At 63.1% G+C, this 19,975-nt stretch carries 24 protein-coding genes; 14 read left to right on the forward strand and 10 right to left on the reverse strand.

The genetic code is table 11. From position 1 onward, the window contains the following. The first annotated feature begins 100 nt into the window (after nt 1–100). Complete coding sequence (locus NEI07_RS07680) at nt 101–394, forward strand: hypothetical protein (protein WP_256033802.1); 294 nt, start codon at nt 101–103, stop codon at nt 392–394. A 64-nt stretch (nt 395–458) separates the two neighbouring features. Continuing rightward, entirely contained in the window at nt 459–1,634 is a 1,176-nt protein-coding gene (locus NEI07_RS07685) for a lytic murein transglycosylase (protein ID WP_256033803.1), read from the forward strand. Here the strand turns inward: NEI07_RS07685 and NEI07_RS07690 are convergent. Both NEI07_RS07690 and NEI07_RS07695 read right to left on the reverse strand, forming a co-directional pair. Then, nucleotides 1,602–2,762, reverse strand: a complete 1,161-nt coding sequence (locus NEI07_RS07690; protein ID WP_256033806.1) for an AI-2E family transporter — start codon at nt 2,760–2,762, stop codon at nt 1,602–1,604. The two genes, NEI07_RS07685 and NEI07_RS07690, sit on opposite strands and share 33 nt — an antisense overlap. A 155-nt stretch (nt 2,763–2,917) precedes the next feature. Continuing rightward, nucleotides 2,918–3,118, reverse strand: coding sequence for a hypothetical protein (locus tag NEI07_RS07695; protein WP_256033808.1), 201 nt, complete (start codon nt 3,116–3,118; stop codon nt 2,918–2,920). Between the two features lie 163 nt (nt 3,119–3,281). Here NEI07_RS07695 and NEI07_RS07700 point away from each other — a divergent pair, with 163 nt between their 5' ends. The 3 genes from NEI07_RS07700 (at nt 3,282) to lptA (ending at nt 5,207) form a co-directional block, all read left to right on the forward strand. Further along, the gene (locus NEI07_RS07700; RefSeq protein ID WP_256033809.1) at nt 3,282–3,896 is read left to right on the forward strand and encodes a ribonuclease D; all 615 of its coding nucleotides are present in this window, start codon (nt 3,282–3,284) and stop codon (nt 3,894–3,896) included. A gap of 75 nt (nt 3,897–3,971) precedes the next feature. Next, nucleotides 3,972–4,676: an LPS export ABC transporter periplasmic protein LptC gene (lptC, locus tag NEI07_RS07705; RefSeq protein ID WP_256033810.1), complete on the forward strand. Its 705-nt coding sequence runs from the start codon at nt 3,972–3,974 to the stop codon at nt 4,674–4,676. Beyond that, nucleotides 4,677–5,207 (forward strand): lipopolysaccharide transport periplasmic protein LptA, encoded by a 531-nt coding sequence (lptA, locus tag NEI07_RS07710; protein ID WP_256033811.1) that lies wholly within the window; start codon nt 4,677–4,679, stop codon nt 5,205–5,207. 12 nt (nt 5,208–5,219) lie between these two features. Here the strand turns inward: lptA and NEI07_RS07715 are convergent, their stop codons facing one another. Then, on the reverse strand, nt 5,220–5,717 hold the full coding sequence (locus tag NEI07_RS07715; RefSeq protein ID WP_256033812.1) for a transglycosylase SLT domain-containing protein: 498 nt from the start codon (nt 5,715–5,717) through the stop codon (nt 5,220–5,222). Nucleotides 5,718–5,888: 171 nt separating this feature from the next. Here NEI07_RS07715 and NEI07_RS07720 point away from each other — a divergent pair, with 171 nt between their 5' ends. The 5 genes from NEI07_RS07720 (at nt 5,889) to NEI07_RS07740 (ending at nt 7,500) form a co-directional block, all read left to right on the forward strand. Beyond that, entirely contained in the window at nt 5,889–6,218 is a 330-nt protein-coding gene (locus tag NEI07_RS07720) for a DUF3175 domain-containing protein (protein WP_256033813.1), read from the forward strand. 73 nt (nt 6,219–6,291) lie between these two features. Continuing rightward, complete coding sequence (locus NEI07_RS07725) at nt 6,292–6,540, forward strand: AbrB/MazE/SpoVT family DNA-binding domain-containing protein (RefSeq protein WP_123175584.1); 249 nt, start codon at nt 6,292–6,294, stop codon at nt 6,538–6,540. Then, entirely contained in the window at nt 6,537–6,935 is a 399-nt protein-coding gene (locus NEI07_RS07730) for a type II toxin-antitoxin system VapC family toxin (protein ID WP_256033814.1), read from the forward strand. Before NEI07_RS07725 ends, NEI07_RS07730 begins: the two co-directional genes overlap by 4 nt. A 59-nt stretch (nt 6,936–6,994) precedes the next feature. After that, nucleotides 6,995–7,249: a type II toxin-antitoxin system Phd/YefM family antitoxin gene (locus NEI07_RS07735; protein ID WP_256033815.1), complete on the forward strand. Its 255-nt coding sequence runs from the start codon at nt 6,995–6,997 to the stop codon at nt 7,247–7,249. After that, complete coding sequence (locus tag NEI07_RS07740; protein ID WP_256033818.1) at nt 7,246–7,500, forward strand: PIN domain-containing protein; 255 nt, start codon at nt 7,246–7,248, stop codon at nt 7,498–7,500. The genes NEI07_RS07735 and NEI07_RS07740 overlap by 4 nt, the downstream gene beginning before the upstream one ends. Here NEI07_RS07740 and NEI07_RS07745 read toward each other — a convergent pair. The 3 genes from NEI07_RS07745 to NEI07_RS07755 all read right to left on the reverse strand — a co-directional run bounded on the left by NEI07_RS07745 (nt 7,441) and on the right by NEI07_RS07755 (nt 10,807). Then, a complete protein-coding gene (locus NEI07_RS07745; protein WP_256033820.1) occupies nt 7,441–8,022 on the reverse strand; it encodes a hypothetical protein in 582 nt (193 codons plus the stop codon). The genes NEI07_RS07740 and NEI07_RS07745 overlap by 60 nt on opposite strands. 317 nt (nt 8,023–8,339) lie before the next feature. Next, a complete protein-coding gene (gene ettA, locus NEI07_RS07750; RefSeq protein WP_256033821.1) occupies nt 8,340–9,992 on the reverse strand; it encodes an energy-dependent translational throttle protein EttA in 1,653 nt (550 codons plus the stop codon). A 131-nt stretch (nt 9,993–10,123) separates the two neighbouring features. After that, entirely contained in the window at nt 10,124–10,807 is a 684-nt protein-coding gene (locus tag NEI07_RS07755) for a hypothetical protein (protein WP_256033822.1), read from the reverse strand. A gap of 141 nt (nt 10,808–10,948) precedes the next feature. Here NEI07_RS07755 and purD point away from each other — a divergent pair, with 141 nt between their 5' ends. After that, entirely contained in the window at nt 10,949–12,232 is a 1,284-nt protein-coding gene (purD, locus tag NEI07_RS07760) for a phosphoribosylamine--glycine ligase (protein WP_256033823.1), read from the forward strand. A gap of 38 nt (nt 12,233–12,270) precedes the next feature. Here purD and NEI07_RS07765 read toward each other — a convergent pair whose 3' ends face one another. Genes NEI07_RS07765 through NEI07_RS07780 form a run of 4 tightly spaced genes read right to left on the reverse strand, consistent with a single transcriptional unit; the run spans nt 12,271 to nt 14,626 of the window. Beyond that, entirely contained in the window at nt 12,271–12,879 is a 609-nt protein-coding gene (locus NEI07_RS07765) for a TPM domain-containing protein (protein ID WP_256033824.1), read from the reverse strand. Continuing rightward, nucleotides 12,879–13,667: a TPM domain-containing protein gene (locus NEI07_RS07770; protein WP_256033826.1), complete on the reverse strand. Its 789-nt coding sequence runs from the start codon at nt 13,665–13,667 to the stop codon at nt 12,879–12,881. Before NEI07_RS07770 ends, NEI07_RS07765 begins: the two co-directional genes overlap by 1 nt. A gap of 2 nt (nt 13,668–13,669) precedes the next feature. Continuing rightward, entirely contained in the window at nt 13,670–14,101 is a 432-nt protein-coding gene (locus tag NEI07_RS07775; protein ID WP_256033828.1) for a transcriptional repressor, read from the reverse strand. Between the two features lie 39 nt (nt 14,102–14,140). After that, entirely contained in the window at nt 14,141–14,626 is a 486-nt protein-coding gene (locus NEI07_RS07780) for a hypothetical protein (protein WP_256033830.1), read from the reverse strand. Between the two features lie 105 nt (nt 14,627–14,731). On the opposite strand from NEI07_RS07780, the gene NEI07_RS07785 reads away from it, so the two are divergent. From NEI07_RS07785 to NEI07_RS07795, 3 genes are all read left to right on the forward strand, one after another. Next, the gene (locus NEI07_RS07785) at nt 14,732–15,970 is read left to right on the forward strand and encodes an argininosuccinate synthase (protein ID WP_256033832.1); all 1,239 of its coding nucleotides are present in this window, start codon (nt 14,732–14,734) and stop codon (nt 15,968–15,970) included. A 200-nt stretch (nt 15,971–16,170) separates the two neighbouring features. Further along, the gene (locus NEI07_RS07790) at nt 16,171–17,235 is read left to right on the forward strand and encodes a lysine-2,3-aminomutase-like protein (RefSeq protein WP_407659868.1); all 1,065 of its coding nucleotides are present in this window, start codon (nt 16,171–16,173) and stop codon (nt 17,233–17,235) included. 58 nt (nt 17,236–17,293) lie between these two features. Continuing rightward, nucleotides 17,294–19,969 (forward strand): DUF3772 domain-containing protein, encoded by a 2,676-nt coding sequence (locus NEI07_RS07795; protein WP_256033836.1) that lies wholly within the window; start codon nt 17,294–17,296, stop codon nt 19,967–19,969. The last annotated feature ends 6 nt before the right edge of the window (nt 19,970–19,975 follow it).

Consider the following 19,975-nt stretch of genomic DNA (forward strand, 5'->3'; position numbering starts at 1 on the left):
CATTAACGGTTCATCTACGGGATCGCACCTATTGTCCGACTGAGCGAGCCTGCCGGCGCTGCAAGCACGGAGTGTGGCTCGTCCGCAATGGGAGAGTATGATGCGCAGAACTTTCGCGACGCTTTCGGCGGCTTTGGCTCTCGGCGCCGCAGCCCTGGCGCCGGTTGCGCCCGCGCGCGCCGATTCCGCCGGGCCCGCCATTGCGGCGGGCATTGGCGGATTTGCGCTTGGCGCCATCGCCGGCGGGGCGCTCGCCAATCCCGCGCCGCCCGTCGTTTATGCGCCCGCGCCTGTCTATGTCGCGCCGCCGCCGGTGTGCTGGGTCGAGCGCCGTCCCGTCTTCGACGAATATGGCGAGGTGATCGGCTCCCGGCCGCGCCGCGTCTGCGAGTGACGCGAAGTTTTCAAGGCCGATGCGGCTCATGAAAAAGCCGCGTCCTTGCGATAGAATTCGCAGCATGAAGGCAAATCATCTTCTGCCGGCGCTCGCCGCTCTTTTACTTGCGGCCGCGCCGGCCCGCGCCGAATGGTCGAGCTGCCTCTCCGGTCTGCGCGCCGCTGCGGCCGGCGCCGGCGTCGGCCAGCAGACGATCGCATCGGCGACGAACGGTCTCGCACCCAACGACGCCGTCAGCTTCATGGACAAGCAGCCGGAGTTTACGACGCCGGTCTGGGACTATGTCGCCGGGCTCGTCGACGAGGAGCGCGTCGAAGAAGGGCGCGCGATGCTGCATCAGCATGCCCGCGCGCTGCACGCGGCGGAAAGCCGCTACGGCGTCGACCCCCCGACCATCGTCGCCGTGTGGGGCGTTGAATCCGACTTCGGCAAGAGTTTCGGCAAGCGCCCCGTGGTGCAGAGCCTCGCGACGCTCGCCTGCGAAGCGCCGCGCCGCAATGACTATTGGCGCAAGGAATTCATCGCCGCGCTCAAAGTCCTCGACCATGGCGATATCGCGCCGGAGGAGTTCTACGGCTCCTGGGCGGGCGCCTTCGGCCACACGCAATTCATGCCGTCGACCTTTCTCGGCATGGCGGTCGATCTCGACGGCGACGGCAGGCGCAATATCGCCAGTTCGGCGGCCGACTCGCTCGGCTCGACGGCGAATTATCTGCGCAAGAGCGGCTGGCGCGCCGGCATGCCCTGGGGCTTCGAGGTGCGCTTGCCGGAAGGCTATTCCGGACCTTCCGGACGCAAGGGCCGCCAATCGATGGGCTTCTGGCAGTCGCGCGGCGTGACGCGCCTCGACGGCAGCGGGCTTGGCGAGGGAACTGCGGCGCTGCTGCTGCCGGCGGGGCGCAACGGACCCGCGTTCCTGGTGACGAAAAATTTCGATGCGGTCTACGCCTATAACGCCTCCGAATCTTACGCGCTGGCGATCTGCGTGCTGTCAGACAGGCTGCGCGGCCGGCCGGGCATTCGGACGCCATGGCCGACCGACGATCCGGGGCTCTCGCGCGCCGAGCGCCGCGAATTGCAAGCGCTTCTGACCCGCAACGGCTATGAGGTCGGCGAGTCCGACGGGGTGATCGGCACGAAGACCAAAGAGGCGATCGCCGATTTCCAGTCGCGCGCCGGCTTGCAGCGCAATGGCCGCGCCGGCCTAAAGGTTCTTAACGCCTTGCGCGGACGGTAGCGCCCGCGACGTCTCCACGTTGAAGTCGGGCTCGGCCGTCTCGTTGACCAATTTGAGGTCGTCGGCGATCCAGGCCTTCGCCAGCTCCCAAACGACGGCGAGCACGACCGGTCCGGCAAACAGGCCGGCGATCCCATGCGCGAGAACGCCGCCGATCACGCCCACGAAAATCACCGGTATCGGCGTCGACAGCCCATGCGCGAAAATGAAGGGCTTCAGCACGTTATCGACGTAATTGACGCTGAGCATGCAGACCGTCAGCGCCAGCGCCGGCCCGGTCGCCAAGGTCGTCCACGCCCAGAAGATGACAGGCGCCACGACGATCAACGGCCCGATCTGAATAATGCCGAGCACCAGAATGGCGATCGTCAGCAGGCTCGCGCCCGGCACGTCGGCGAGATACATGCCGGCGCCGCCAACGACGGCCTGCAACAGCGACAGCCCCATGACGCCGCGCGAAACCGCGTTGATCGTCGCGCCGGCGAGATCGACGAACTTCTCGCCGCTTGAAGGATCGATGCGCCGCGACAGCGCGCGCGCCCCCGCGAGCAATTGCGGCGCGGCGGCGAGAATGAAGCCCATGAGCAGGACGGAGACGAGAAATTTGAGCGTGCCCGCGCCGGCGCTCTTCGCCATGTCGAGCAAGAATTCCCCGGCGGGCTTCAGCTGCGGCAAAACTTGGGTGAAGGCGCTGCGCAGATTGGTCGAGGCCAGCAGCCAGAAGGAATAGAGCTGCTCGCCGACGAACGGCCAATCCTTGATCGAGGCGGGCGGCGGCGGCACCGCGATATCGCCGGTTTCAATGCCCGCCATCACCGCCTTGATGGGGTCGATGGCGCCGACCGCCATCCAGGTGACGGGCCCGATGATCAGCACCAGGCCGGCAATCGTCATCAAAATGGCGGCTGTTATTGGCCGGCCGCCCAATATTTCGGCCACCACGCGAAAGATCGGATAGAGCGCCACGGCGAGCACGACGCTCCACAGAATAATCGCCGCGAAAGGCAGGACGATGATGAAGGTCCAGTAGATCAGCGCGCCGATCGCGAACAGGCGGATCGCCAGTTCGATGACCAGCGTGTTGAAGCGGCGGTCGGAGCCGTTAAGACCGTTGGTTTGATCGTTCACCGGCGTTCTCTCGCCATCCCGCGAATTTTGCATAGCGATAGAGTGAAGACTTGGCGGGCGTCTGACAAGAGGAGCGGTTTGCGCGTTATCGGGCGGGTCGATTCCATGTGAAGCGCAACTCGCCGAACGCTAGCCAAAGCCCTGCGGCGTCACCCCTAATAGTCGCCGCTTCCAACCAAAGGATGGATGCCGCCGGCGCCGCCGCGATCGGCGTTCTGCCGATTGCGCTTGCCGGTTTTTGTCGCCTGGTCCGATTTTGAGGCCGAAACGGATTTGCCGGCGGATTTCGAGGATGCCGCGGAGGCGGGCGGCGCAGCAATCGCGCAAGCGAGAAACAATGCAAGAATGTAACGCATGGGGTTACTCCCTGGGCCAGGAGGCGCATCGACCAGGGCCCAGCCATTAGGTAGCACAATTCGCCGCGCAGGCGAGCGAGTCGGGCGCGACCCCGCAACGCTTCGACAAGCCTTGCGCATTCTGCGATAGACTGTCCGCTCCACATCGAAAGATTCGAGCCGCATGACCATCCGCCTCCACCAGGGCGATCTCCCCGAGGGGATCGGCGCTGGCGCCATTGTCGCGATCGACACCGAGACTCTGGGCCTCAATCCGCATCGTGACCGTCTGTGCCTGGCGCAGCTCTCCTTCGGCGACGGCGACGCCGAGCTTGTCCAGTTCGGGCGCGGTCAGACGCGCGCGCCGCGTCTCGAACGCCTGCTCGCCGATCCGTCCGTTCTGAAGCTCTTCCACTTCGCCCGGTTCGACATCGGCATATTGGCCAAGACCTTCGGCTTCGTTCCGGCGCCGGTCTATTGCACCAAGATCGCCTCCAAGCTCGCCCGCACCTATACGGACCGGCATGGCCTCAAGGATCTCGTGCGCGAGCTTCTTGGCGTCGAGATTTCGAAGCAGCAGCAGTCGTCGGACTGGGGCGCGCCGGTTCTTTCCGACGCGCAGCAGGCCTATGCGGCGTCGGACGTTCTCTATCTGCATCAGCTCAAGGACAAGCTCGACGCCATGCTCGCCCGCGAGGGCCGCGCCGAACTGGCGCAGGCCTGTTTCGACTTTCTGCCGGCCCGCGCCCGGCTCGACCTCGCCGGCTGGCCGGAAACCGACATTTTTGCCCATGAGTAAGGTCGTTGAGTAAGGCGTTGAGTCAGGCTTTGGCTTTGCCTCGAATTCGCCACCTGCCCGCCTCATGATCACGGCATGACCGACGTCTTGCCGGCGCCCAGCCCTCGCGATCGCCTGGGCGGCCTTGCTGTTCCGCGCCAGAGCGCCTTTCCGGAGGCGCTGCGCCACACGACGCGCGTTGCGCGCCTGCGCCGCTGGATCCTTTGGGGGGCGGGCGGCGTCGTTGGAATCGTCGGCCTCGGCCTGCTGATCAGCTCGCTGCGCTTTCTGCCCGCGGATCTGAGCCTGGCGCGCGTCGCGCTCAAGGGCTCCCGCATCGTTATCGAAAGCCCCAAGCTCGTCGGCTATCGCAAGGACGGGCGTCCCTATGAAGTGCGCGCGCTCGTCGGCACGCAAGATCTGGCGAAGCCTGATGTCTTCGAACTCGATCAGCTCGAGGTGCGGGTCGAGAACGCCAAGGACAATTCCATAGTCCTGTCGGCGGCGAAGGGCGTCTACAACAGGAAAGCCGATCGGGCTGATATGACCGGCGGCGTCAATATCCACGAAGACAAAAACTTCGACATGCGGCTCGAGTCGGCAGTAATGGACTTCAAGGACAGCGTGATGACGTCCGACAAGCCCGTGCTCTTGAAAATCGACGGCGGCGAGGTCACCGCGCAGTCTGTGGAATTTTCCCAAAAGGAGCGTCACGCGTCCTTCGCGGGACGCGTCCATTCGGTGCTATACGGGGAGGGCGATACGCCCCCGCCAACTTCGGGCGCCGCGACCAAGGACTAAATGCGCCGCCACCCTTTCGTTCTTCTCCTTGCTGCGCTCGTCGCCGCGACGCCGGCAGGCGCCGCAGGCCGCTCGGGCGGCATTCTGCCGGGCGCCTCCGCCAAGGATCCGCTCAACATCGACGCGGGCAAGCTCGACTATTTCGAGAAGGAGCAGAAGCTCATCTACTCCGGCAGCGTCATCGTCACGAACGGGCCCTCGACGCTCAAGGCCTCGCGCCTCATCATTTTCCTCGAAGGAAAGGGCAGCGGACAACCCGCCGCGACGTCCAATGACCGCGTCAAACATATCGACGTCGAAGGGCCGGTGACGCTGGTTTCAAAGGACCAGATCGGGACGGGCGATCGGGGCAGCTACGACAAGGCCGAAAACAAGGTTTATCTCTTCGGCAACGTCACGCTCACCCAGGCCGAGAACATCGTGAAAGGCGACAAGCTCGTCTATGACGTGGCGACCGGCATGGCGACCGTGCAAGGCGGCGCGGCGCAGGGGGGCCGGGTGCGCAGCACCTTCACGCCGAAAAACCAATAACGCTTGGGGCATTCACTGCGAGGCTGACGTCACCAGCTTGTCGAGCATCCGCTTGCGCTTCGCCTCATAATAGTAGCCGCCGGCGTAAAGCTTGATCGCCCGACCTTCGTCGCCGCCGCTGACCTTATAGGCGTTGGCGAGATAAGGCACCGCGAACGCAAGATTGGTGTCGGCGTCGAGAAGGCCGCTCGCCGGCCCGTCGTAGCCCATGTGCCGCGCCGTGTCGTGGCGGATCTGCATCAGTCCCCAATAGGGCCCATGGCGAGCCGCGGGATTGTAGTTGCTCTCGCGGCGGATCGAGCGATGAATAAGCGATTCCGGAATGTCGTAGATGCGGGCGTAATGGGAGATTCGCGCATGCAGCGCGTCCTGGCCGGTGAGCTCGGTCGCCTTAGCGGCCTCGTCATAGGCGGCGGGAGCCGAAGCGACGGGCGACTCCTGCGGCGCGCAGCCTGCGAGCGGCAGAGCGCCGATGGCGACAAAGGCGGCGGCCCGGCGGAATAGTCTCATCTAAATTTCCCTCATTGGCCGCCCAGGACCCAGCCGGCAAATGCGCCACGCACAAATGGCAAATTCGTGGCGGTCACGCTTCAGCAACGTTGATTTCTGTGGGCGGCCGACTACCTGCCCAAGGACTCCTGACGAGTGCTCCTGACAAGCGCTCCTGAGACGAGGCGGATGATGGCGCAAAGGCAGCCGAAAAGCCGCGCGCCGGCAAAACATTCAAAAACGGCGACCAACTACTGGTCGGGCGAGGTCACGCGCCACAGCAACGCGCTCGATCTCGACGCGGGGGTGTTCACATGGGACGACCCCGTGAAGATCGCCCGCTCCCTCAAGCGGTCGGCGGAGGTGAGCGAGCGGCGCAAAGCGGACCCGTTCCGTTCCGCCATGTCGATGCTGACCTTCTACATCAACAGGGCCGGCAAGGATTTGCCCGACGCGCGCCGACAGGTGCTGGAGCAGGCGAAGGACGAGCTGCGGAAGGCGTTTGGGCGGACGGCCGGTTAAACGCCTTGTCCGCAGTTTGACGCTTTTTCGATCGGGTATTACTGTTCTTCGATTGGTATTACCCTGTGTGGGCATGAGCACAAAAGTCACCGTTAAAGGCCAAGTCACCTTGCCAAAGGCTGTCCGTGAGGCGGCCGGCATCCGTCCCGGCGACAGGGTGAGCGTGCGTGCGCGGCCGGAAGGCGGCGTATTGGTGGAGCGCGAAGCCAACGCACGAGAGCAAAGCGACTTTCGCCGCACGCTTACAGCAATGGCGCGCCGAAGGCCGTTTAAGGGCTTCTCGACTGAAGAAGTCATGAAGCTCACGCGAGGCGAGGAGTGATCCTTGTCGACACCAATATTTTGATCGACATTGCAAGCGGCGACGAGAATTGGGCGGAGTGGTCGATCAACGCTTTGGCGGATGCGATGTCGCGCGGCCCGCTGGCGATCAACGCGATCATCTATTCGGAATTTTCGCTCGGCTTTTCCACCGAGGCCGCCTGCGACGCCGAAATCGCGCGCTTCGATCTGCTCTTTCTGGATTTGCCGAGGGCAGCCGGCTTTCGCGCTGGTCGAGCCTTTCGCGACTATCGGCGACGGGGCGGCGCGCGCAGCAGCGCGCTGCCCGATTTCTTCATTGGCGCGCAGGCGAGCGTGCTTGGCGTGCCGATTTTGACGCGGGATTTGGGGCGGTATCGGACATATTTTCCGGAGGTCGAACTGGTGGCGCCGTAGCGTTGTGTCGCCGGAAATTAGGTCCTATTTTTCGAAAAATGACCATTTTAGAGGCGGCCATGTCGTCCTACCCCATCGCCAAGGCGAAAGAACAATTGTCCCGGCTGATCGACGAGGCGCTGGCGGGGGAGACGGTGACGATCACCCGCCACGGCAAACCCGTCGTCGAACTGCGCCCGAGCACGCCCGATGAAGCGCCCAAACGAATGACGAAGGCCGACCTCGAATGGCTGCGCAAGCGCCGAGACGAGCGACCGCCGCTCGGCGAGGACGCGGTCGCTCTCATCCGCAGGATGCGGGACGAAGAAGAATGAGCGTTTATCTTGATGCGAGCGCAATCGTTCCACTGATTCTGCGCGACGCGCATACGATGAACATGGAGCAATGGCTTGCCAATGCGCGCGAAGGGCTCGTCGTCAGCGACTTCGCCGCACTTGAAGTTGCAGCAGTAATTTCTCGGCAGATCCGTATGGCGCGCATGTCCGAACAGCAGGCGTCGCTCGCGCTAATTCCGACTGCGCTCGAGTTGGCCAAGCATGTTGTTAAACGTACGCAGCATCGATAGGCATTCCTCCAAAACGCTTTCGTTAGAGTGTTGGCCTATAAAAAGCGCATTGATACGTTCCTGCACGCTTCCGCACTGTGCGGCAATGCTAGCCGCAATGGTCGCGGCAAAATTTGGATCAACACGGATCATTTGTAACGTCCAAGTGGAGACGTGCGAAGCATCGAGAGCTATTTGAGATACCAGTTCTCGATAACGATCAAAGGTCTGGGGGTCGAAATAGGCGCGCCCGGCCCCAAATCGAAAGTCTGCACGTAAAGGCTCAACGTCATCGCCGCCAGCGCGAGACAGAACACGTATTAGGCCTTCAACGTGCTGAACGGCTGTCTGAATAGAATCCTGCAATTTTTCAAAAACCAACATAGTATGCGGATTGCCAAGACCGCTTGTGGCATTCTGCTTCGCTTGTAATTTGAGACAGGCAAGCTGAGCGAACATCGCAACCGTAGAAACGACCAAATTCGCAACTACCCATACATCAGGATCATTGTCATTATATTCGGGGTTCTTCTGCTCTTCCATATCTACTCCTGAAACTTCGTAGCCGTTTTGCGACATACAATATACACTTCCACGGGATCGGCGCGCCCGGCGAGCTGCCGTCGGCGGTTCAGCGGGAACTGGTCAAACTCTGTCATGATCAAAATCGACATAGCTTACGCGATCAACTATGATTTTAAGCTTATACGACAGCGATTCTCTTAACTGTTTAATCGTAGCCTTCAAATGGATCCATAAACTTACTTGGGCACGCAAAAAACAGGGATTCATCTACCAGAGTAAATGACCAGAGGAAGCCTGCTCATTATTTGATCGCTCTCCTAGCTAACGTCTCCTCGTCACCGCGCGAACTTCTTATATTTCAGCCGGTGCGGAATGACGCTGTCGATCCCGAGGCGCCGCTTCTTATCCTCTTCGTAATCGGCGAAATTGCCTTCGAACCATTCGACGTGGCTGTCGCCCTCATAGGCGAGAATATGCGTCGCGATGCGGTCGAGGAAAAAACGATCATGCGAGATGATGACGGCGCAGCCGGCGAAATCGACGAGCGCCTCTTCGAGCGCGCGCAGCGTGTCGACGTCGAGATCGTTGGTCGGCTCGTCGAGCAGCAGCACATTGGCGCCGCTCTTCAGCATCTTGGCGAGATGCACGCGGTTGCGTTCGCCGCCTGAAAGCTGCCCGACCTTCTTTTGCTGATCGGCGCCTTTGAAATTGAAGGCCGAACAATAGGCGCGGCTGTTGATCTCGCGCTTGCCGAGATAGATCACCTCATTGCCGTCCGAGATTTCCTCCCAGACGGTCTTGTTGGCGTGCAGCGCGTCGCGCGACTGGTCGACATAGCCGAGCTGCACGCTGTCGCCGATCTCGATCGTCCCGTTGTCGGGTTTCTCTTGTCCGGTGATCATGCGAAACAGCGTCGTCTTGCCGGCGCCGTTCGGCCCGATCACGCCGACGATGCCGCCGGGCGGCAACTTAAAGGAGAGATCGTCGATCAGGAGCGTGTCGCCATAGCCTTTCGACAGATGGTCGAAATCGATGACATTGTCGCCGAGACGCTCGGCCACGGGAATGATGATCTGCGCGGTCGTCGGGGCCTTGTCGTTCTGCTTGGCGACGAGTTCCTCATAGCGCTGAATGCGGGCCTTGCTTTTCGCCTGCCGCGCCTTCGGCGAAGCGGCGATCCACTCGCTCTCGGCTTCGAGCGCGCGTTGGCGCGCCTTGTCCTCGGAAGATTCTTGAGCGAGTCGCTTCTGCTTCTGCTTCAGCCAGCTGGTGTAATTGCCCTCGTAGGGAATGCCGCGGCCGCGATCGAGCTCCAATATCCAGCCCGTGACATTGTCCAAGAAATAGCGGTCGTGGGTGACGATCAGGATTGCGCCGGGATACTGTCGCAGATGTCCTTCGAGCCAGTTGACGGTTTCAGCGTCGAGATGGTTCGTCGGTTCGTCGAGGAGCAGCATTTCCGGCTGTTCGAGCAGCAATTTGCACAGCGCGACGCGACGCCGCTCGCCGCCCGAAAGCTTAGTGACGTCAGCGTCGTCCGGCGGACAGCCCAGCGCGTCCATCGCCTGGTCTACCTGGCTGTCCAAGTCCCACAGGCCCTTGGCCTCAATCTCGTCCTGGAGCTTCGTCATCTCATCGGCGGTCTCGTCCGAATAATTCATGGCGAGATCGTTGTAGCGATCGAGAATGGCTTTCTTCTCCGCGACGCCGAGCATGACATTGCCGCGTACGTCGAGCGTCGGGTCGAGCTGCGGCTCCTGCGGCAGATAGCCGACCCGCGCGCCCTCGGCGACGAAGCCTTCGCCAGAATAATCCTTGTCGACGCCCGCCATGATGCGCAGCAGCGTCGATTTGCCGGAGCCGTTGACGCCGAGAACGCCGATCTTGGCGTCGGGGTAGAAGGACAGATTGATGTTCTCCAAGACCTTCTTGCCGCCCGGATAGGTCTTGGTCAGGCCCTGCATGTGGTAAATGAACTGGCGCGCCATATCGCCTCGCAAAGAGAGATTGCGCCGTCTTTAGAGCATTTTCACTCCGGGAGGGAAGCTGTTTGGCCTTCCGCGAGGGATAAAAATACCCCCGGTGGGAGCCGGGGGCATTTGTTCCGCTGGCGTTGCGCTCAGGTTCGCATAAAGCTCAGAACCGTGGCGCTAAGGGTGCTGCCCGTGAGCACAATCGTGGAGCCGAGCGCGAGGAGCGCCACCAGGTTCAAGGTCAAATCGGCGGTGTTGCCGGCAAGCGCAAGAATGCCGAGGACGATTGCCGCCAGTCCTGCGAGGGCCTGAATGCCCGCTGAACCCGACGCCATTTCGCTCGCGAGCATCTCGGCGCCAACATATTGCGATTGTCCGACTACGGTCTCCATCTGGGCGGAGGCGCGCCGCAGCACATAGAGGCGCCATACGGCGTTGCTGCTCAGCAACAGAGCGGTGCCATAGCCGATGACGGCGACCGGTGTCAGGACCGCCGCGCTGATTCCAAGGAGCGACAAAACGCCGAGCACAATGCCGGCCGCGCCAACGAGAAAGACGAGCGCAAGACTATTGCCGCCCATCTGCTCGATGGAAGCGGTTCGAACGCCGCCGGGAAACACGACCTGCGTATATTCCGACAGCATAGCTCCGCCTTGAATTAACAATGCGACGCCGAACACGATCGTCGCGATCGCGACCATCATGGGGGGCGCTATGCCAACTAAACCGCAAATCACAAGGACGATGGTGGCGACGCCGCCTATAGCGTCAATGAGGCCGCCATAGGCGACCGCATTATCATGCGTTGCGATATCTCGGGTAATGGACATTGTGGGACACTCCAGCCGCTAGCCCCCGGTCCGATAGCTAGCGGCGCTTATGCAACGGGCAAGCCTAGCATTTTAGCGGCGGATTGCCTTTTGGCGTCCGCGCGCTCTAGAAGCGGAAACGAAGCAACCGGGCGAGCGTTAATGAATGTTCTTTTGATCGGATCGGGCGGTCGCGAGCATGCGATCGCCAATGCGCTAACGAAAAGCCCGCTGCTGACGCGGCTCTATATCGCGCCAGGCAATCCGGGGACGGCTCGTGTGGGAGATAACGTCGATCTCGACGTCGCCAACCACCCCGCCGTGATCGATTTTTGTCGGGAGGCGGGAATTGCGCTCGTCGTTGTCGGGCCCGAGCAGCCGCTGATCGGCGGTCTCGTCGACGAACTGGAGAAGCACGGGATCCTCGCCTTCGGGCCGACGCAGGCGGCGGCTCAGCTCGAAGGGTCCAAGGGTTTCACCAAGGACTTGTGTCGCGACTACCAGATTCCGACCGCGAGCTATGCGCGGTTTGCTGCGCTTGAGCCGGCGCTAAACTATCTGCGGGAACGCGGCGCGCCGATCGTCGTCAAGGCGGACGGGCTCGCCGCCGGCAAAGGCGTCGTCGTGGCCCGGGCGCTAGATGAGGCGGAACGCGCCGCGCAAGCGATGTTCGCGGGCGCTTTCGGCCTCTCGGGCGCGGAGGTCGTCATCGAGGAATGTCTCGAAGGCGAAGAGGCGTCGTTTTTTGCAATCTGCGACGGCGTTCGCGCGCTGCCTTTCGCGACGGCGCAGGATCATAAGCGGGTCGGCGAGGGCGACGCCGGGCCGAACACAGGCGGCATGGGCGCCTATTCGCCGGCTTCCGTCGTCACGCCCGAAATAGAAGCGCGCGTGATGGCCGAAATTATCGAGCCGACGATGCGCGCCATGCGCGACAAGGGCGCGCCCTTTACGGGCGTGCTCTACGCCGGACTCATGCTGACGCAGGAGGGTCCAAAGCTCATCGAATACAATTGCCGTTTCGGCGACCCCGAGGCGCAAGTCATTCTGCCTCGTCTCGAGGGCGATCTTCTCGAGCTGATGCTTGACGCCGCGCGGGGCGAATTGCCTCAAGAGCGACTGCGGTTTTCGCCGCTCGCGGCGCTGACGGTGGTGCTGGCGGCGAAAAACTATCCGGGAACGCCGATGACCGGCTCGGAAATTCGCAACGTCGAATGCGCCGAAGCCGTCGAGGGCGTCACCATCACCCACGCCGGCACGCGCGAGGAAGGCGGACGCCTGCTCGCCGCCGGCGGGCGCGTGCTGAATGTCACGGCGTTAGGCGAAAGCGTTGCAAAAGCCCAGGCGCGCGCTTACGCGGCGGTCGACCTTATTGATTGGCCGGGCGGATTTTGCCGCCGCGACATCGGCTGGCGGGAAGTCGCGCGCGAACGAAAGTCCTCCTGAGCGCGGGAGAGGGACAGGCCGCCCGGCTAAGAGGCCCGCTACAGCACATAGATCTTGTCCGGCAGTTCGTCGCCGTGCGCTCCAGGCGGCGCATGTTTCGCCAGCAGTCGCGCGCATTCCTCGATCGCCGCGACAAAGCCGTCCGCCACTCTCTCGCGCCGTATGTCTTCCAGCAGCAGATCCAGCGCGCCCTGCCATTCGTCATTAGCGATCTTTGCGGCGATGGCCTCGTCGGCGACGATGCGCGCATAACGCTCGGCGAAAGAGACGAATATGAGCACGCCCATGCGCGCCTTGGTTGCCGAAACGCCGCGCGAGAAAAATTGCTCGATCGCCTCGCGCGCGGCGCGGGCGCGTTTAACAGCGCGCGGCGTCAGGAAATAGCGCGCCGGTCCCCATGAAACGACGAGCGTCGCAACGATAAAGATGGCGATCTGCGCGGCAAAAATCTCGCGAGGCGAAAGATCGGTGAAAAGCAGCATGGGCCAAGGCGACGCCAACGCGATAAATGCGCCCCACAGCGGCGGAACGAAAGCATAATCCGATGAGCGGCGGGCCAGCACGCAGACGATCTCGCCGGAGGTTTTTTCTTCGGCCCGACGAATAGCCTCCGCGATGCGCTCGAAGTCGTCCGCCGTGAGCTGCATCACCAATCCCCCGAAGCGCCGCCGCCGCCGGACGAGCCGCCGCCGCCAGAGAATCCGCCGCCGTCTCCGAAGCTGCCTCCCCCTCTCCACCCGCCGCTAGAATCATCCCCCCAGAAGCCGCCGCTCGGGGGCAATACGATGAAGGGCGGACCGCCGCGCCTGTAAAGCCGCTCGTACCGTTGCCTGCCGCGCGCGCTACGCGCCATCCAGACCACGATGAACAGAAACAGAGCGAAGAAAATGAGCGGCGAAAGCTCATCGAAGGTCGTGGACTGCGGCCCCCGCGCGCGTTTGGTCCATTCGGCGGAATCGCCGGAGAGCACCTCGATGATCCCCTCGACGCCGCGTTCGATTCCCGCGCCGTAGTCTCGCGCTTTGAATCGCGGCGCCACCGCGCTCGTCAAAATGATCTTCGACAGCGCGTCGGTGAGCGTTCCTTCCAGTCCATAGCCGACTTCGATGCGCATTTTGCGCTCGTTCGGCGCGACCAAAAAGAGAACGCCATTGTTCTTTTTTGCTTCGCCGAGCTTCCAGGCGCGAAACAGGCCATTGGCGTAGGTTTCGACGTCCAGGCCGTCCAGCGAATTGACCGAGGCGACGACGAGCTGAATGCCGGATTTCTCCTCGAGATCACTCAGCTTTGTCTCGATCGCGCTTTTCGTCGATGGGGCGATGATATCGGCTTGATCGACCACGCGACCGGTAAGCGGCGGATAATTCGCCGCCGCAAAGGCCAGCGAGGCCATAAGAAAGAAGAACGGCGCGAGCCAGCGCGTGGCGCCGGCCATTGCTATTTGCCTTCGCATCGGGCGCAGCGCCCGGCGATTTCAACGACGCGCGTGCGGGCGCTGAAATGCGCGGCCCCGACGAGAGCCGCAAGTTCGCGGGCAAATCCTGGCGACGTCGCCTCTTTCACCTCGCCGCATTGCTCACAAATGATGAAAACCACGGGCTCTTCGGCTTCATGCGGGTGGCCGCAGACGATATAGGCGTTTTTTGACGCAAGCCGATGCGCGAGGCCGTTGTCCATGAGATAGCCGAGCGCGCGATAGACGGAGACGGGCGCGGGTCGCTTGCCCTCTTCGTCGGCCATGAGGTCGATCATCTCATAAGCGCCGACCGGCCGGCTCGCTTGCGTGAGAATGTCGAGCGCCCGACGGCGCGCGGGGGTCAGGCCGGCGATCTTGGGCCGTGTGGGGTTTTTCGTCGAACGGCTGCTCATTGCGTCAATTTAGGGGGCTCCGTCGTAAAAAACGAGGCTTTAGCGCTTGGCGCAGGCCGCGGCGAATTTCTTGAATTTCTCGGCCGCGTCGGCGAGGGGCGCCGATCGCTTTGTTCCGCCAACGGCGATGTCGAGCGTTTCACCGCCGGCCATCGCCGCGAAGATCGGGTCTTTCGCCGGCAGGCTCCCTTCTAAGCTCGGCACGCCCGCTTCTTCATTGGGCACGAGCTTGCCGGCGACCTTCGCCGTCTTTTCGCCGACGGAAAGGATCGCCGTCGTCTTGCCTCCCGGTTTAAGCTTGTCGCTTGTTTCGGCGATCCAGATTTTGACCAAGCCGCTCCCTGGCGCGCAGGTGAAGCTCCCAAGGCTGTCGTCGCTTTCCGGCACCCCATAGCCAAGATAGATGCTGTCGGCGTTTTTCTCCTCCAGTCCGCCAAGCGTCCAGACGCGCTGGTCGGGTTGCGCGCAGAGACCTGATAGCCCCAGAAAAGAAAGGACGCCCGCCAGGGCGAATGTTCGCTTCACGCCGTTTCTCCTGCGCCGACGTGGGCCGCGTCGCGCCGCCTTGCGCTCGGGCCCGCGGCGCCTATAGTCCGCGCGCAAATCGCCTCCCGCCGAGCCAGAGCCAAAATGACCCGCCAGAAAAAAGAAATCAAACGCGTCGTCCTCGCCTATTCCGGAGGGCTCGACACCTCGATCATTCTGAAATGGCTGCAGACGACCTATGGCGCGGAAGTCATCACCTTCACCGCCGATCTCGGTCAGGGCGAGGAGCTCGAGCCCGCGCGCGAGAAGGCGCTGCTTCTGGGCGTCAAGCCTGAAAACATCTTCATCGAAGATTTGCGCGAAGAATTCGTGCGCGATTACGTCTTCCCGATGTTCCGCGCCAACGCCCAATATGAGGGGCTTTATCTGCTTGGCACCTCGATCGCGCGCCCGCTCATCGCCAAGAAACAGATCGAGATCGCGCGCAAAATGGGCGCCGATGCGGTCTGCCATGGCGCGACCGGCAAGGGCAACGACCAGGTGCGATTCGAACTCGGCTATTACGCGCTCGAGCCCGATATCACCGTGATCGCGCCCTGGCGCGAATGGGACTTCGTTTCGCGCGCGGATCTCATCGCCTTCGCCGAAAAGAACCAGATCCCGATCGCCAAGGACAAGCGCGGCGAAGCGCCGTTCTCGACCGACGCCAATCTTCTGCACACGTCTTCGGAAGGGAAGGTGCTCGAAGATCCGACTCAGGAGACGCCCGATTACGTCTATTCGCGCACCGGCAATCCCGAGGATGCGCCGAATACGCCGCAATATGTCACGATCGACTTCGAGAAGGGCGACGCGGTCGCGGTGGACGGCGTCAAGCTTTCGCCTGCGGCGCTTCTCGCCCAGCTCAATGAGCTGGGGCGTCTTCACGGGATCGGGCGACTCGATCTTGTCGAAAATCGCTTCGTCGGCATGAAATCGCGCGGCATGTATGAGACGCCCGGCGGCGCGATTCTGCTCGTCGCGCACCGCGGCATCGAGAGCCTGACGCTCGACCGTGGCGCCGCGCATCTCAAAGACGAGCTGATGCCGCGCTACGCCGAACTGATCTATAACGGCTTCTGGTTCGCGCCGGAGCGCGAGATGCTGCAGGCGGCGATCGACAAGAGCCAGGAGCATGTCACGGGCCGCGTGCGCATCAAGCTCTACAAGGGGTCGGCGACGCTCGTGGGCCGTGAAAGCCCCTGGTCGCTCTACGATCAGGATCTTGTCACGTTCGAAGAAGGCGGAACCTACGATCAGCGCGACGCGGAAGGCTTCATCAAGCTCAACGCCCTGCGGCTGCGCACCCTGGCGAAACGCGCCGCGCGCGGGGCGAAGCAATAACGGACCGCGCGGACGATTTTTTCGCGGAACGCTTGACGCCTCCCTCTGCCGCGCAGCGGGGGAAGGTAAGGGAGGGGGAATATATTCGAGCCGAACGCAAACCGCATCGCCCCCTCTCCAACTCTCCCCCGCTTCGCGGGAGAGAGAGCGATTGCGCGGCGGAGAAACGCTTGCCGCTGGATCAAGACGTAGCTGCGCGAATGCGCGCGCCGTCGCGCACGCTTGCCTCGCTGGCCGATCTGGTTGACGCGCGCCTCATGAGCGAGATCAATGGTCTCGATCAGGTGGCGCAGCGCTACAGCATCGCCGTCACGCCGGAAATCGCAGCGCTGATCGACCGCGCCGATCCGAATGATCCGATCGCGCGACAATTTATCCCCGATCTTCGCGAGGCCGCGTCGACGCCGCAGGAACGCGCCGATCCGATCGGCGACGAAGCGCATTCGCCGCTTCCAGGGCTCGTGCATCGCTATCCCGACCGCGTGCTCCTAAAACTGCTGTCCGTCTGTCCCGTCTACTGCCGCTTTTGCTTCCGGCGCGAGACCGTGGGGCGTGGCAAAGGCGATCTGCTGCCCGAGCGTCATGTCGCGGCGGCGCTCGACTATATCGCCCGGCGACCGCAGATCTTTGAGGTGATCCTCACTGGCGGCGATCCCTTGATGCTGTCGGCGCGTCGGCTTGGCGCCGTATCGCGTCGGCTTGCCGAGATCCGGCATGTGCGGCTGCTACGCGTCCATACGCGCGCGCCGACGGTCGCGCCCGATCTCGTGACGAGCGATCGGCTTGCCGCGCTTCGCGAAAGCGGCAAGACGCTTTTCGTCGCCTTGCATGTCAATCATGCGCGCGAATTGACCGAGCCGGCGCGCGCGGCGATCGCTCGGTTGCGCGAGGCAGGCGCAGTCCTTCTCTCCCAGACCGTGCTGCTCAAGGGCGTCAATGACAACGTCGACGTCTTGGAGCGGCTGATGCGCGATTTGGCAGGTTTGGGCATTCGGCCCTATTATCTGCACCATCCAGATCTCGCGCCGGGGACCGCGCATTTTCGGCTCAGCCTCGCGGCGGGCAGGCGAATCTACGCAGAGCTCTCGCGCCGCGTGACCAGCGTTGCGCTGCCGGCCTATGTGCTCGACATTCCCGGCGGGTTCGGCAAGGCGCGGGTCGCCGAGGGCGCCGCCGCGCCGGACGGGCAGGGGGGATGGACCGTGGTCGACCGGAACGGCGACAAGCGGTCCTACCACGACGAACTCGAACCGCCGCTTGATTGATCTTTCGCCCGCGTGCTCGAAACCGATTTGATCGGCTCGCTCCACTCAAGGAACGCATGTGCGCATACTGACGCTCCTGATCGCCATACTGATTGCGACGCTCGCCCCTACAGGACCGCGCGCCGACGAAGCCCCTGGCTCGATCGAACAGTTCAACGCGCGTCTCGATCGTGCGCGCGACACGCTGGACGAGGTGCAGAAGGCGCTCGAGCAGCCCGAGCTTTCCGACGCCATGCTGCGCAGTCTGCGCGCGCGTATCGAACCCTTGCCGCACGAACTGGAAGAAACAATCGAAAAGCTGACGCCGCGACTTGCCGCGATCGATGCGCGGTTGAAGGAGCTTGCGCCCGCCGCCGCAAAACCCCAGGAGCCGCCAAAAGAGGCTCCGAAGGCGACCGAGAAGCCGGCGGAGCCCAAGCCGCCCGGCAAACCCGCTGTAAAGAACGGCGTCGCGAAGCCGCCGCCGGCGACAGGGCCGCCGGTCCCGGCGCCCGAAGCGACGCCGAACGGACCCGACTCCGCCGACGCGGCGGCGCGCGTCAGCGCCAACGCCGAACTCGAAGATCAGCGTCGTCTTTACGACGCGGTCGACGCGACTCTGAAACGGGCGCGCGCCATGTTGCTCGAGACGCGGCAAGTCGCCGTAACGATTGTCGCGCGCCAGCGCGGGCTTTTTGCGAAGAATCTATTTCTGCGCACGGACGGTCTATTCTCGCCTTCGCTGTGGCGCGCCGCGCTCGATGGCGCGCCCGCCGTGATCAGCGATTCTGCGAGCTTTCTTTCCGACCGGGCGGCGAATGTCATAGGTCGCCTCAACAACGGCCGACGCGCCCAGTTCTTCGCCGTCATTTTTCTCATCGCGGCGAGCGTCGCCTTGGCGCTCTTCATGGCGCGACGAGTCGCCCGTCGTTCGGAAAACGAGTCTGCTCCGACGCCGTTGCGCAAGGCCGCCGCCGCCGGATGGACGGCGCTCGTTATCGCGGCCGCGCCGGTCGCGGCGGTCGGCGCGTTAAGCCTCGCCTTCGACGCCTACGACCTTATCGACGCCACGCTCGAACCGATCTGGCGACGCTTTGTCGAGGGCGTGGCGCGCATCGCCTTCGCCTACGCCATCGCGCGCGCGGTGCTTGCTCCCGCGCATCCGAACTGGCGGCTGATCGATCCGGGCGATCGGCTTGCGAAACGTCTTACGCACCTCGTCACGCTGGCTGCGGCGACACTTTCCGCGACGCGTTTCCTGGAGCAGTTGGAAGAGTCCGTGCAAGGGGGGCTTCCTCTCGTGATCGTGACGCGCGGCATCGGCGTTATGGCCGTCGCGGCGCTCATCGCCATCGCCCTCTTCAGTCTGCCAAGCCGAGTCGAAATCGAGGAGGGCGCCGCTGTCGCCACCCCCGAGGGTCGCGACTGGATGAGCGCCGCGCGTTTCTTCGGCGCTCTTATCGTGCTCGTGCTCGTGGGGGCGTGCGCGGCCGGCTATGTCACTTTCGCCAATTTCGTCATCCTGCAGATCGGCTGGACGGCGGCGGTCCTGGCCATTCTGTATGTCGTCGTCATCCTTTCGCGCGGCGGCATTGAGGCGGCGCTTGCGCCGACGAGTTTCCTCGGTCGGAGAATGATCACTGGTGTTGGCGTGCGCCGCGAGCAGCTCGCGCCGCTCGCCGTGCTCCTGTCGGGCATTGTCACGCTGCTCTGTTTCCTCGCCGCGGCGTTGGTGGCGCTCGCGCCGCTCGGCTACGAGTCGGGCGATTTCCTGGGCAATATTCGCTCGGCGTTCGTTTCCTTCAAGATCGGCGACGTCACGATCTCTCCTTCGAGCGCGCTTGTGGCGATGCTGCTCTTCGCCGCGGCGCTTGCCGCGACGCAAGGTCTGCGGCGCTGGCTCGACACGCGTTTTCTGCCGCTCACCCGGCTTGATCTCGGTTTGCGCAACTCCATCAGCGCGACGCTCGGCTACGCCGGCTTCATTTTCGCCGCGGCGCTCGCGCTGTCCTATGTCGGGCTCGGGTTCGAAAAACTCGCGATCGTCGCCGGCGCGCTCTCGGTCGGCATCGGTTTTGGCCTGCAATCGATCGTCAACAATTTCGTCTCCGGCCTCATCCTGCTCTGGGAGCGCGCCATTCGCGTCGGCGACTGGGTCGTGGTCGGCGACGAGCAGGGCTATGTCAAACGCATCAATGTCCGCTCCACCGAGATCGAGACCTTCGACCGCGCGACGATGATCGTGCCCAATTCGAATCTCGTCGCGGGCGTGGTGAAGAACTGGCTGCGCGGCGACAAGGTCGGCCGCATCAAGATCGCCATTTCGCCGCATGTCGGCGTCGATCCGGAAAGAATGCGCGACATTCTTCTTGGGGCGGCGCGCGCGCAGGAAGGCGTTTTGCGGATACCCGCGCCGCAGGTGATGTTCCTCGGCATGGAGGCGAACATCTTTAAATTCGAGCTTTGGTGCTACGTTGAGGATGTCGAGCAGTCCGCGCGCGTGCGCAGCGACCTGCACTTCGATCTTTACCAGCGCCTCAACGACGCTGGAATCTCGATCGGTCCAGCGGCTTCGCCGCCGCCGCCGACAATCGTCAACATCCCCGAACTCGACAAGCTGGCCGCAGCGGCCGTCGCGAGCGCGCTGGCGATCGAAGCCAATCTCGCGGGCGGCAAAAGCGAAAATGAGCAAACCGAACGGTCCGAGGCGTCTAACGAGGACGCCGCAACGTCGGACGAGGCGCAAGCGAAGTAACTCCCG

This window comes from Methylocystis suflitae (assembly GCF_024448135.1).
GTDB lineage: Bacteria > Pseudomonadota > Alphaproteobacteria > Rhizobiales > Beijerinckiaceae > Methylocystis > Methylocystis suflitae.